The organism is Bacteroides sp. AM16-24, assembly GCF_003471885.1.
Classification (GTDB): Bacteria; Bacteroidota; Bacteroidia; order Bacteroidales; family Bacteroidaceae; genus Bacteroides.
Genome location: NZ_QRKI01000002.1, coordinates 456,504 through 470,200 on the forward strand (window position 1 = coordinate 456,504; position 13,697 = coordinate 470,200).

Genomic DNA, 13,697 nt, shown 5'->3' on the forward strand with positions numbered 1-13,697 from the left:
AATATTAATTTTAATTTTACAACTATCATGAAAAGAGTATTATTTTCAGTGATTTTATTGCTCGCTGCAGGCTTCACTTTCGCTCAAGAAAAGACTGTGAAAGAAGCTAAAAGCATTGCGAATGAAGTAAAGCCGAATTTTAATAAGGCCGAACAGCTCATCAATCAAGCCTTGACTAATCCTGAAACAAAGGATAATGCCGACACTTGGGATGTAGCCGGTTTTATTCAAAAAAGAATTAATGAGGAGGAAATGAAAGACGCATTTTTGAGAAAACCTTATGATACTCTTAAGGTATACAACAGTGCATTAAACATGTGTAAGTACTACCTCAAATGTGATGAACTGGCACAAGTTCCAAATGAAAAGGGAAAGATCAAGAACAAGTACAGAAAGGCTAACGCCGCTGCAATTATTGCAGAGCGTCCTAACTTGATCAATGGAGGTATTCAATACTATAATTTGGAGAAGAACAAAGAAGCATTAGATTTCTTTGGAACTTACATTGAAATAGCTCAAAATCCTATGTTTGAAAAGGAAAATTTCCTGCAAACAGATACTATTTTACCACAGATTGCATATTATGCAAGTTTGGCAGCGGCTAAAATGGAAGATTACCCTAGCGTTCTGAAATATGCTCCTTATGCACAGAATGATAAGGAAGTAGGTCAGTATGCGATGGAATTCATCTCTACAGCTTTAAAAGCACAAGGTGATACTGTTAAGTGGGTTGCTTCTTTAAAAGAAGGTTTGCAGAAATATCCTCAACATTCATTCTTCTTCGGTCATTTGATTGATTATTATAGCAATAATAATAAATACGATGAAGCTATGCAGTTTGCTGATGATATGTTGGCTAAAGATCCTAATAATACATTCTATCTGTATGTAAAAGGATATCTTTATCATAATATGTACACTAACCTGAAAAATGAAAAGAAAGAGCAAGAAGCTGCAGATGCACTCAATAATGCTATCAAGTATTATGCTAAGACAACAGAAATAGATCCTAACTACGCAGAAGCATTTTCTAATTTAGGTTTGATCTACTGTCTGCAAGCACAAGACTTCTCAGAGAAAGCAACAGCAGATGTAAATGATCCTAAGTATAAAGAAGATCAAGCAACTTTGAAAGCTTTCTATGAAAAAGCAAAACCTTGCTATGAAAAAGCAAGAGCATTGAAGCCTGACCAAAAAGATTTATGGTTGAATGGTTTATACCGAGTATACTACAATTTGGATATGGGACCTGAATTCGAAGAAATCGAAAAAATGGTTCAATAAACACACCAATAGTTTTTAATAAAAAGCCTAATCAACATGGTTGATTAGGCTTTTTATTTTTTAGGAGCTTCGTATTAAATACTTAATTTTCATAATAGGGAAGTATAATAATCTGGTCCAGTGAATACTAGTATTACATATTAAACATAATACTGATTATTAATTCAAAATGCTTGCGTTATTTATTTTAGCTTGGACGCCCATAAATAACTAACAGCGGTGTATCGGAATGAAAAATCATTTTCCGAGCAATACCTGGATTAAATAAGCGAGAGAATATATTGCGTTTATAAGTAGTCAACGTAATTATATCAATATGATTAGTTTTTATGTAATTATCTAAGCTATTCAAGAAATCATCATTCATCACGACATCATAATGAATTTCCAGGTCCGGATACTGTTTTTGAAAATATTCCTTAATACCACCTAATTTAATTTCATTCCAAGTGTCCTTAACATCTGACAAATGAATCAAAGATACAGAGAAATGAAATGGCTTTAAAGCGGCAATCAAAGAATCGAATGCAATTAAATCTCGTTGATCAAAATTGGTGATAAATGCAATACGTTTAGCTTCTGCTAGCTGTCTAAATGGAGTATTCTCCGGAATGGCTAAAACTGGTACGCGACTTCGTTCAATTACCTCAGCAGTTACACTACCAATTAAATCTATATCTTTTTGATTTTTACCACGAGTCCCCATAATCACAATACGTGGCCGATATTCCTTCGAATAACGAAGAATTTCCTCTTCTGGAATACCTTCACGCAATACACAACTATATTTTACATTCGGAAACTCTCCTGAAGCTACTTTTGCTTTTACCTTATCAGATAAAGTATTTAAGTCTGCATGAACTTTTTGTAATATGTTTTTTACATTTTCATCGTCTGTAAGCTGATAATTAAAAACATCTCCATAAGGCAATGATGTGGTATAGATTGGTGTAAAATAAACATGAAGCAGCACAACTTCCGCTCCCATATTCTGAGCAAAATTAAAACCAAACTCACATGCTTTCATTGAATAATTAGAAAAGTCTACGGGAATTAAGACCTTGTTACTCTCCTTTTCTACTTTGGGTGACTTCCCTCCCACTACCTCTTCAGAAAGCCAAGCAGAGCTCTCAGTAATCTTCAATGCACGCGGTAAATCGCTTTCTCTTATACGTAAGCGCACACCTGAAGACACTACAGGTTGTATTTGATTTACATTATGAATATAGGTTTCAATACCTTCATTTTCAAGCACATTCTTCAATATCTGAGCTTTTGCATAAGTCAGAATAGCTAAGGTTACTAACTTGTCTTCCATAATCAACTGTTTTTACTTTATAAACAAATAAGAAATCCCAATTGTTTGTCTATCAATTGGGATTCATTTATAACTTTCTTTTCTTAAGCTCGAACAGGCTCAGCACTGGCATTTATTTCATCTAGAATTTTTAGAGCTCTATCAAGGACGGTAGTATCATCCAACATAACCAAACCACCATCTGGACCAGGCTCTAAATGTATCCCAACACTCTTACCCTCCTTAAAATTGTGACCGCCAAAAAAATTTCTAACCGTATCAACGTTCAATCCGAGCTCATCGGCTATTCTATGCATACTACCAGTAGGTAATGAATCTTTAATCCTGCGAAGTTCATTAAATGTTATTGTTCTCATATTTATAAATTTAATGGTTAATAACTCTGTGAGTTTCACTTATCACGCTATAAACTTAAGAAAAAAAAAAGATAAAACAAACTATTTCGGTATCTTTTTTACTAAAATAAAGAAGCCTGTCAAAAGGAGATTTGTATTTTCCCTTTCAACAGGCTTCTTTCTATTATTAACTATCTTATTATGAAATAATTACATCTATCAGATAACTTCAACAGATGATGCAGGTACCCATCCTACTTTACCATCTTCTAAGCGGATTTCTTTCCATTCACGCATGGAGTTATCTTTAATTTCAACCTTCCGTCCCTCATGCAATATGAACAAACTAGTGCCACTTTCACTCGGAGTACTACGTACTGTTACACTTGGAGTTAGTACGATAGCACTGTTACGGTTTAATAGCTCATTTTTCTGTTGAAAAGCAAAAACGTTCGCTAATATAACTAATACCAGAAATACTATCCCTGCAATAAATCCTATTTTCTTCCACACGATTTGCTTGGAAAAGAAGAAGAAGTAAAGAGATGCAAGCAACAAAAAGAAACAAACGACGCCTACCTTTGCCCAAGCATCCACACTCAAACAATTAATCAATGATTTCGTCCAAGATACAAAGAAAACCTCGGGTACAGGAATCACTTTATCAATCGTTTTTGCACGAGCAATTTCCAAATTAGCCCGAATATCAGCATTGCCTGGCTGTATTAAAAGTGCACGCTCATAATTTAAAATGGCTTTGGCTATATCACCGGCCTTATAGTAGCTATTTCCTAAGTTATAGTATACCTCAGCCGCTTCTCCTTCTTTCAGCAGAGCTTCATATATCTGAATAGCAGAGGCATAATCATTCTTCACATATGCGCTATCTCCTTCTGCTTTTGTCACACTATTCTCTTGCACAGCAGCTGAAAATTCAGTGTGTGAACCTATTGTTACCGAATCATTCGCTTGTTGTAATGTATCCGATGTAGTCTGTCCAGAAGAGGTCAATGCCATTAACAGGCCAACAAAAGTAAAAAACAGTATTTTTTTCATCATATAACCTCCTAATTAATGTTTAATCGAATTCTCCATTTTACTTATTACTGCTAATGAAGCCGAATAGACTTTATCCATAGCCTGATTATCATCGCCAGGAGCAAAACGTGCAAACTCACAATCATTCAATGCTGCCAAGAATTCTTTAATCAAAGCATCCTCCACTCCATATTTACGAAGTTCCTCTTCAATATTATCTTTTGAAAGTCGAGAAACCGGAATATTCAATTTATCGCTTATATATCCCCAAAGAGCCTTCAAGACTTCGTCATAGAAAACATCTTTTTTATTCTCAGCCAACAACTTACCAGCTAACTTCATACGTTTAACAGCAACCTTATTTGCCTTTTTCGTACGCATTTTCGCAACATTAGCATTAGCAGATATCTGCTTACGGTAAATGATAAAGAAAATGATAAACGCAACGCCAGGTACTAAATAGAGCAACCAGTACAACATAGAGTCAAAGAAGAAGTCTCCCTTTTGAGAAAGCGTCACATCATTTTGCTTGATGAAGCGAATATCCTCATTCAGGACTTTCAAATCCTCTTTATTCGTAAAGTTAGCAATAGTTTGAGCTGCATTTCCTTCACCTTTCTCTACATGCAATTCATACTCTTCGGTAGTCAAGATCTTATAAGTACGGGATTTGATATCAAAATAGCTGAATTTCACCGCTGGTATTTTAAATGTTCCGGCATTACGCGGAATAGCCAGATATTCAATAACCTTACTGCCCGAGAGTCCTGCACTTGTCAGCCTGAATTTATTATCAACTTTAGGGTCATATACCTCAAAGTCATCTGGGAATTTCACCTCAGGATCACCTATCAACTTCAAATTACCTGTACCGGAAATGACAAGTTTAATAGTTACAGCATCGTTTGTCTTTACATTAGTACTATTAATGGAAGAAGAAATGCTAAACTCTCCCACTCCACCGGAGAAATCAGCAGGTTTATCACCCGGTAAAGGCTTCACATCTACAGTTAGTTTCGGTGTCATCAATGTCTTTTTGACTTCAATGTAGTTACTGCCACCATTAAAGAAAGCTTCAAACGGATCAGATACATGAGTAGCTTTAGCTATAGAAGCATCAAAACGTGCCGGATCAATAGTCAAATTACCAGACTGCTGCGGAAACAGCACAAATTGCCGGTAAACGGTAGTTTGATAATTCCGTCCCTTATAATGTTCCAAGCTCCATTTTCTATCACCCGGAAGTTCTACTTCTTGTGAATGAAATCCCTTAAAATCAGGAAGTTTAACATTGTCAAAACCGCGAAGGTCAACCAGAGTGTAAATTTTATAAGTCAGCAAGAATGCTTCTTGTTCATACACATTGGTCTTACTAATAGTAGGCAAAATAAAGAGGTCCTGATTGGAAACAGAAGTTCCTGAAGAAGCACGGCTGGTATTACCCTGCTGGCTACTATTACCTCTGCCTGAAGAAGCTGCTCCGGCCTGATCTGCTGGTAAAACCTTGATTTGCACAGAATTAGAAACCATCTGATTGCCATCAGCCGTAATTGTAGCTCCCGGAATTGTGAAACTACCTTCAGCAGTAGCCATCAGTATATAAGTGAAAGTAATACTGCTGGTTGAGGTCGATACCCCATTAACTATTTGCATACTACTTTGCTGAGAGCGACTGGGTCCCATCAGTACGTCAAATCCCTTAATAGAGGGAGCACGGAAATCTCTCACCTTCTGTGTAGTCACTGTATATGCCAGCCTGAACTGGTCGCCCACCGCTACAGCATCAGGAGCTGACGCGGTAAATGACACCTTGTCATTAGCCAAAGCTTGCAGACTGACTACTACCAGTGCTATCCATAAGAAAATTAATTTTCTCATATATTATCGTATCTTTTATTATTTACCAATCCTTTTCCAAACGACCACCTTGGATAACTTGCTGTTTCTTCACCTTATCCTGTACATCTTTCTCATCCTGCATCACCGACTTCAAAAGTTGTTCAGCATTTTCCTTTGACATCTGATTTTCTTGTGGCTGAGGAGGTTGCTGCTGTTGATCCTGGTTTTGCTGATCTTGTTCTTTTTGGTCTTGTTTGTCTTTATCTTGTTCTTTTTCCTGCTCCTTTTTGTCCTGATTCTGATCTTGGTTCTGATCTTGATTCTGCTGATTCTGTTCCTGATCTTTCAGCATTTTCTGAGCCAAAGCCAAGTTATAACGCGTCTCGTTATCTTTCGGATTATTACGCAATGACTCTTTGTATGCTTCCACAGCTTTGGCATAATCCTTACCGGACTGGAATATTACTCCCATATTATGGTAAATTTGAGCAAGATTACCCTTATCTTTCTCCATTTTAGTGGCAGCAACAAACTGCTCCATAGCCTCCTGCAACTTATTCTGTTGCATAAGCGTATTACCTAGATTATACATGGATATCGCAGACTTTGGATTCACATCAATAGCCTTCCGATAATTCACTTCAGCATTTACATACGTACTATCTTTATAAGCACGATTTCCCTTACGAATATAGTCTCGTTCCGCTTTCTGTGCAGAAACTGAAATAGCCGTCAGTAGCAGCAAGATAATTCCGATAGTTCTATTTCTCATCATCATACCTTTCTTCCTTTTTAAACAGATGGATATTACGGAATAACGGGTTTTTACGTTCCAAAATCAGCATTTCAGCCAACAACAGTAACAATATAATCCATGCAACAGCCTGGAATTGTTCGTTGAACTCTGTATAAACCTGTGTTTCCACATCCGCTTTCGCCATTTTATTAATCTCTTGAGCAATTGCCTTTTGCGCAGCATTTGAATTGTCTACACGCACATAAATCCCATCTCCTGCCTGAGCTATTTCCTGACACATCTGCTCATTCAAGCGAGTTACAACCACGTTTCCGTCACGGTCACGGCGGAAGTCATTGGTTCCTTCTACGGGGATAGGTGCACCATCAGGCATACCCACACCCAGAACACTAACTTGAATACCTTTTTCCGCAGCAGCTTTAGCAGCTTCCACAGCTCCGCCTTCATGGTTTTCACCGTCAGTAATAACGATGACGGCACGTCCAACTCCTTCCTGGGGGGTAAAGCTGCGAGTAGCCAGATTAATAGCTGCACCGATAGCCGTACCCTGCTTGGATATCAATGACGGATTAATAGATTCCAAAAACATCTTGGCAGAAATATAATCGCTTGTAATAGGCAACTGTGTAAAGGCATCACCGGCAAACACAATCATACCTACCTTATCATTCTCCATTTTGTCAACCAACTGTGCTACCAATCTCTTGGCTTTCTCTAGACGACTGGGTTGTACATCTTGTGCCAACATAGAGTTAGAAATATCCAACGCAATCATTACCTCTACCCCTTGACGCTTCACTGTCTCCAGTTTGGAGCCAAACTGCGGGCGTGCCAGCAATACAGCAAACAGTCCGATTGCAGCAAACACCAGCCAAAACTTCACATCCGGACGATATTTAGATACATCCGGCATCAACTGTGCCATTAGCACCGGGTCGCCAAACTTGCGGATCGCTTTCCGTCTCCGATAATTGGAGTACAGGTAGAAAGCCGCCAAGAAAGGCAACAGGAGCAACAGGTATAAATATGTAGGTTCTTCAAATCGAAACATCTTTCTATGTACAATTTAGTAATTTACAATTAATGCATTGTTTTAAGGTATCTTCTTCAAGATAGAATTACGAAGCAATACTTCAAGTAACACGCACAAGAATGCCGCCAAAGCAAACCAACGATATTCTTCCTGGCGCTTGCTGTATTCCTTCACATTCAACTTGGTTTTCTCCAACTTATCGATCTCCTCATATACCTCTTTCAGCTTAGAATTGCTGGTGGCACGGAAATAATTACCTTCTGTGGTAGCCGCAATCTGCGTCAGTGTCTTTTCATCAATCTCCACTGGCATATTGACATACTGCACAGTGTTACCCACCGGATAAGGATACGGAGCCATTCCGTTTGTACCTACACCAATTGTATAAACCCGGATACCAAAACTCTTAGCTATTTCTGCCGCAGTCAGCGGAGATATATCTCCTTTATTATTTGTACCATCTGTCAACAGAATGATTACTTTAGACTTCGCTTTACTATCTTTCAAGCGAGTAACTGCATTAGCAATACCCATACCGACTGCTGTTCCATCTTCAATAATACCACACTTAATGCCTTGAAACAGATTCAAAAGCACTGCATGATCCACCGTCAACGGACATTGCGTAAAACTTTCACCGGCAAATAAAGTTATACCGATATTATCATTGGGCCGACCATTGATAAACTCCGCAGCCACATCTTTAGCAGCTTCCAGACGATTCGGTTTCAAGTCCTCTGCCAGCATACTGGTAGATACGTCGATGGCCATCATAATATCTATACCTTCAATTTCACTGTTTTGCCAGCTATTAGTAGTTTGAGGACGCGCCAACACTACGATAATCAATGCCAAGGCAATAATCCGTAACATAAAAGGCACATGCAACAAATAGTTCTTATAGCTCTTCGGCGTATGAGCATATACACGAGCATCCGAAATCTGAAGTGTAGCTTCATTATTCCTCCGCCTCATGATATACCATACTATATAAGGTATAAGCAACAGCAGCAAAAACAAATATTCAATATTGGCAAAAACCATTGTATTTACTATTTAACAATTTACAATTTAAGATTGGAGTTACCCTTAAATTCTGCTATCATGCAAAATAATTGTATAACTGCATTCCAATATAAACGAACGAACCAATCAAGGCAACCGATAAAACTACGATGCCTATGCCCAGTAATATTTTAGTACGCAATGAACGTTTCTCAATGATGGTAATTTCAGTGGGTTGCGGTTTTGCATTCTCCACTTCTTTCTCCTTGGTTTCATTGATAAATTCGATGGCACTGATCAGATTTGCATCATTTTCGTTCATCAACGGATTATGCTTAGCAAACTTCACCAAATCGGCAGTCTCAAAAAGAGAACGTAAATCTGCAATAGCTTCTTTATCTTGCATTTCAAGCAGCTTTTCTATAATCTCCGAAGAGGTCATTTCCAAAGCATTGAAACCAAAACGCTCTTTAATATACGTACGCAAAGTATCTGTCAATTCCGTGTAATACTCCTTCGACTGTCCCTTTTGCCATACTTTTTCCCCTTTGATACGCTCTATTTCTTTCATCGCCATCTGATGCGGAGGTAACTTCGGTTCAACCTTTACCTTACGGATGATAGGTTTATTGTCACAGATACGCATGATCAGATAGATAAGTAATAACGCAATCGGAATAAGCAATATGCCACAGGTGATAATCCCATACCAGTCTTCCCACACAAAAGGAGGTTGCATTACTGTCTTCGGACCAAAAAATTGTTCCGGATTCTCAGGATCCAATGGTACATTCATCGAATAGACCTTCAGTGCCAAAGCCTTCGAACGATATGCCTTATTATCCACCAATACTTCCATCGGTGGCAGATAATACAATGCCGAGTCGAATGATGTAACAGTATACTCCTGCGTAATCAGCATTCGTTTATCATCATTTATATACTGCGTATCCGGCTTTGCAACATCTATAATCTCCACACCACTTACCAGCGTATCCGTATAAACAGGGAAAATAGCCCGTTTATCGGCATCCAAGGCTACCTGAAGTTTAATCTTCGCCTGGTCACCGATATAAATTTGCAGAGAATCAATGGTAGCATCTACTGTTACCGACTGAGCCACTGCCTTGCCAGTCAACATCCCCAATAGGGTTATCAGAAATAGATATCTTTTCATTTTTCCGATTAATTTCGTTTCGCAAACAAATTCATCAATGCTTTGACATAGTCCTGATCGGTGCGTACCGACACATTATCGACATTACTTTTAGTGAATGTTTCGTTCAGTTCCACCTGTTTATTCACCCACCAGTCGTGATGAGCACGACGAACAGCACGCGACGAAGTATCAATCCACTGCTCATGTCCAGTCTCAGCATCCTTTATTTTCATCAAACCGATAGCCGGCAGTTCCTCTACCCTGCGGTCATACACCTGGATAGCCACCATATCATGTTTCCGGTTGGCGATAGTCATTGCATTCTTAAAGTTCCCCTGATCGATGAAATCGGATAACAGGAAGGCTGTACAACGACGCTTCATCACGTTTGTCAGATATTCCAGTCCGAGCCGGATATCAGTCCTTCGACTCTCCGCTTTAAAGTCAATCAGTTCGCGAATAATATATAAGATATGCTTACGCCCTTTCTTAGGCGGAATGAATTTCTCTATCCGGTCAGAGAAAAAGATAACCCCGATTTTATCGTTGTTTTGGATAGCCGAAAAAGCCAATGTTGCAGCTATTTCCGTCACCATATCCTTTTTCATCTGCTTCACCGTACCGAATTCCAAACTACCGGAAACATCCACCAGCAACATAACGGTCAGTTCGCGCTCTTCTTCGAACACCTTCACGTAAGGCTTATTGAAGCGAGCGGTCACGTTCCAGTCAATGTCGCGTATGTCATCGCCAAACTGATATTCGCGCACCTCGGAAAATGCCATACCCCTACCCTTGAAGGCCGAATGATACTGGCCGGCAAAGATATTGTTGGATAATCCGCGCGTCTTGATTTCAATCTGACGGACTTTTTTTAACAGTTCACTTGTTTCCATCTATATCGTTAAATAATTCCGTTAATAAATACCGGCAACGTTCTTTAAAAACGTTGGCTAGATTCTTTAAAAACGTTCACACCATTTATTAACAGGCCTCGGAAGACCTTTAAAAAAATGATTACTTAATTAAGGTACTTCAACCTTATTCAGTATTTTGCTGATAATCTCGTCAGAAGTCAGGTTGCTGGCCTCTGCTTCGTAAGTCAATCCGATACGATGGCGCAATACGTCATGAGCCACAGCACGAACATCTTCTGGAATCACATAACCACGACGTTTGATGAAAGCATAAGTACGGGCAGCCAATGCCAGGTTGATAGAGGCACGGGGAGAACCACCGAAACCAATCATATCTTTCAGTTCCTTCAGATCATATTTCTCCGGATAACGAGTGGCAAATACAATATCAACAATGTAGCGTTCAATCTTCTCATCTAGATATACCTGACGAACGACTTTACGTGCTTCAATAATCTCCTGAGCTTTCAGAATAGGCTTCACATTGAATTTATCGCCATTGATGTTCTGGCGGATAATCAGTTTTTCTTCTTCCATCTTCGGATAGTCGATAACCACTTTCAGCATGAAACGGTCTACCTGGGCTTCAGGCAACGGATAAGTACCTTCCTGTTCGATAGGGTTCTGTGTAGCAAGTACAAGGAAAGGTTCAGGCAACGGGAATGTTTCCGTACCAATAGTTACCTGACGTTCCTGCATTGCTTCCAGCAAAGCACTCTGTACCTTGGCCGGAGCACGGTTAATTTCATCTGCCAGAACAAAGTTGGCAAAAACAGGTCCTTTCTTTACTAGAAACGTTTCGTCTTTCTGACTGTAAACCATTGTACCGATAACGTCGGCAGGCAGCAAATCGGGAGTAAACTGTACACGACTGTATTGTGCATCGATCAGTGAGGCAAGCGTCTTAATCGCTAATGTCTTTGCCAAACCGGGCACACCTTCTAATAATACGTGTCCATCGGACAGCAAACCGATTAACAATGACTCTACCAGATGTTTTTGTCCTACAATGATCTGGTCCATACCAGCAGTAAGGTTGGTAACAAAAGAACTTTGTCTTTCAATCCGCTCGTTCAGTTCGCGGATATCAATTGTTTCAGCCATAAATACTATTATTTTTATTGTTTAAATTCCATTGATTTCTCCAGTATGCTACTGGTAATTATTTTTTTCGCTCCCAAAAGTACAGGAATAAATTAACCATACCAACTAATTTTTATTAAAAAACAATTAGATTAAACTACTTTCATAGAGTTTAGTAGTTAACAATAGTTTCTGAAAAGAATTTCAAATTCGCAGACAGGGATAAATAGCAAATCACCCCTGCAAGTGAAGTATTATCAACTTGCAGGGGTGCAATATTTTCTTTTATTTCTTTTCGAGCTCCGGTATCTTGATTACAGTACCATACGGCACATGATCGGGATTCTTTATAACACCCGAATTATGCTTCACAATATAGGGCCACAGAGCCTTAGTTCCGTAAAAGCGAAGTGCAACCTTTGTCAGAGTTTCTCCTTCTTGGATAGTATAAGTAGTTTTCGTACCTACAATCTTATAATTTACAGAGTCTGGCTCAAAAGGAGTTGCAGCAGCCTTCTTTGTCTCTTTTTTAGGAGCAACAACAGGAGTTTCCTGTTTTACAACCGGCTTCGGTTCTTCAACAACTTTAGGAGTAACAACTTCTGCCACAGTATCTTTCTTCGCAACCACAGTTGCGGTATCTTTTCGAGTAATACTATCCGTCAGAACGACTGGAGCAGCTGGTTTCTCTACTTTTTCATCAGCAACTTCCTCTTTTGATGGCGTAGACATCCTATCCAATAAATCCGGATAATACATAAAAGTAACAGCACCTACACACAGTAATACAACAAGTACTACAATTCCGATAAAAAACTTCATGGTAGAACTGTCTGCTTTATTCACAGGAGGTAATGGAGGCTCAGGAACCTCATAAGTAGGCACTAAATCTTCTTCATCTTTTTGTTCTACAGGTTCTTCTTCCACAGGCTCATCCATTGAAATTACTGATTCTACTACAACTGGGTTAGATTCTTTGGACGATACCACTGATTCCTCGGATGAAAGCGCTGATTCAGCCTGATAAACAGAGGGGGCTTCTTCCGAAACCGGCTGTTCTTTTATATCCTCCACGACTTCCTCAACAGTCTGAATCACTTGTTCTTCAACTGTCTCTATCAATTCTTCTTCAGCATTTTCAGTTTTCTCTTCAATTACTTCAGCCGTTTCTTGAACAACAACCTGCGATTCTACAACAACTGTAGAACTTTCAGGCTCTACAAAATTCTCTTCTTTTTCCTCTTCTTCAGAATTATCCCCCATTGCCGTATCTTCTAACACTGTTTCATCGTTCAATACCACAGTTTCAAAATGCGAAAAAGGTTTGTTTATCAAATCTTTTAAAGTTGGCTCCGGAGTAAATGAAACCTTTGTATGTCCTTGTATTTCAAAACGTTCACCCGTGTTTATATTTACGCTTTCACGACTATCCACGTCAATCAGCTTAAATGTACCCAAGCCTTTAATCTTCACATACTTATCGCTCTCCAATGATTCTTCAATCAACTGAAAAAATTCTTTTACGAAGCTCTCAGCATCCGTTTTATCCATGCCATGCTTTTCGGCAAGCATTTCTATTAAATTCTGTATGTTCAGCTTTTCATTCATATTTATGAAGGGTTACTTGAGTAGAAGACGACATTATTTAAACTTATCTTTCAGAGTCGTACTGGGTCTATAGGTCAGCACCAACTTAGGTGGAACCAACATACGCAACTTTGTCGTTGGATTGATGGTAATACGCTCCGCTTTCTTCTTTACCTCAAAAGTACCGAAACTTTGTACGGAAACAATATTCCCTTCTTGCAGCTGTTGTGTCATATCCGACAGTAAAGATGCAATAAGTTCGGATGTATCCTTTATGGTATATCCCAATCTTCGTGACAGTTCTGAAGTAAATTCTTTATTATTCAAAATCCAGCTATTTTT

The 13,697-nt window shown here is 38.9% G+C and carries 13 protein-coding genes; 1 reads left to right on the forward strand and 12 read right to left on the reverse strand.

All coding sequences use genetic code 11. The features are described 5' to 3' along the window. Window positions 1-27: 27 nt before the first annotated feature. Window positions 28-1,284 (forward strand): hypothetical protein, encoded by a 1,257-nt coding sequence (locus tag DW182_RS04345; RefSeq protein WP_199678543.1) that lies wholly within the window; start codon window positions 28-30, stop codon window positions 1,282-1,284. A gap of 187 nt (window positions 1,285-1,471) precedes the next feature. On the opposite strand, the gene DW182_RS04350 is transcribed toward DW182_RS04345, so the two are convergent. From DW182_RS04350 to DW182_RS04405, 12 genes are all read right to left on the reverse strand, one after another. Then, entirely contained in the window at window positions 1,472-2,602 is a 1,131-nt protein-coding gene (locus tag DW182_RS04350) for a universal stress protein (RefSeq protein ID WP_007662481.1), read from the reverse strand. 83 nt (window positions 2,603-2,685) lie between these two features. Beyond that, complete coding sequence (locus tag DW182_RS04355; RefSeq protein WP_044154854.1) at window positions 2,686-2,958, reverse strand: hypothetical protein; 273 nt, start codon at window positions 2,956-2,958, stop codon at window positions 2,686-2,688. 198 nt (window positions 2,959-3,156) lie between these two features. Further along, window positions 3,157-3,996: a tetratricopeptide repeat protein gene (locus tag DW182_RS04360; RefSeq protein WP_007662477.1), complete on the reverse strand. Its 840-nt coding sequence runs from the start codon at window positions 3,994-3,996 to the stop codon at window positions 3,157-3,159. Between the two features lie 12 nt (window positions 3,997-4,008). Further along, on the reverse strand, window positions 4,009-5,853 hold the full coding sequence (locus tag DW182_RS04365) for a BatD family protein (protein WP_044534361.1): 1,845 nt from the start codon (window positions 5,851-5,853) through the stop codon (window positions 4,009-4,011). Between the two features lie 22 nt (window positions 5,854-5,875). Continuing rightward, entirely contained in the window at window positions 5,876-6,592 is a 717-nt protein-coding gene (locus tag DW182_RS04370; RefSeq protein ID WP_117693550.1) for a tetratricopeptide repeat protein, read from the reverse strand. Next, on the reverse strand, window positions 6,576-7,622 hold the full coding sequence (locus tag DW182_RS04375; protein ID WP_044534363.1) for a VWA domain-containing protein: 1,047 nt from the start codon (window positions 7,620-7,622) through the stop codon (window positions 6,576-6,578). The genes DW182_RS04370 and DW182_RS04375 overlap by 17 nt, the downstream gene beginning before the upstream one ends. Before the next feature lie 42 nt (window positions 7,623-7,664). Next, a complete protein-coding gene (locus DW182_RS04380; RefSeq protein ID WP_007662474.1) occupies window positions 7,665-8,648 on the reverse strand; it encodes a VWA domain-containing protein in 984 nt (327 codons plus the stop codon). Between the two features lie 58 nt (window positions 8,649-8,706). Next, the gene (locus tag DW182_RS04385; protein WP_044534364.1) at window positions 8,707-9,786 is read right to left on the reverse strand and encodes a membrane exported protein; all 1,080 of its coding nucleotides are present in this window, start codon (window positions 9,784-9,786) and stop codon (window positions 8,707-8,709) included. A gap of 8 nt (window positions 9,787-9,794) precedes the next feature. Then, window positions 9,795-10,664 (reverse strand): DUF58 domain-containing protein, encoded by an 870-nt coding sequence (locus DW182_RS04390; protein WP_007214248.1) that lies wholly within the window; start codon window positions 10,662-10,664, stop codon window positions 9,795-9,797. A 129-nt stretch (window positions 10,665-10,793) separates the two neighbouring features. Continuing rightward, a complete protein-coding gene (locus DW182_RS04395; protein WP_118294777.1) occupies window positions 10,794-11,789 on the reverse strand; it encodes a MoxR family ATPase in 996 nt (331 codons plus the stop codon). Window positions 11,790-12,053: 264 nt separating this feature from the next. After that, a complete protein-coding gene (locus tag DW182_RS04400) occupies window positions 12,054-13,376 on the reverse strand; it encodes an HU family DNA-binding protein (RefSeq protein WP_118294778.1) in 1,323 nt (440 codons plus the stop codon). A 33-nt stretch (window positions 13,377-13,409) separates the two neighbouring features. Continuing rightward, window positions 13,410-13,682, reverse strand: coding sequence for an HU family DNA-binding protein (locus tag DW182_RS04405; protein WP_022393897.1), 273 nt, complete (start codon window positions 13,680-13,682; stop codon window positions 13,410-13,412). Between the last annotated feature and the right edge of the window lie 15 nt (window positions 13,683-13,697).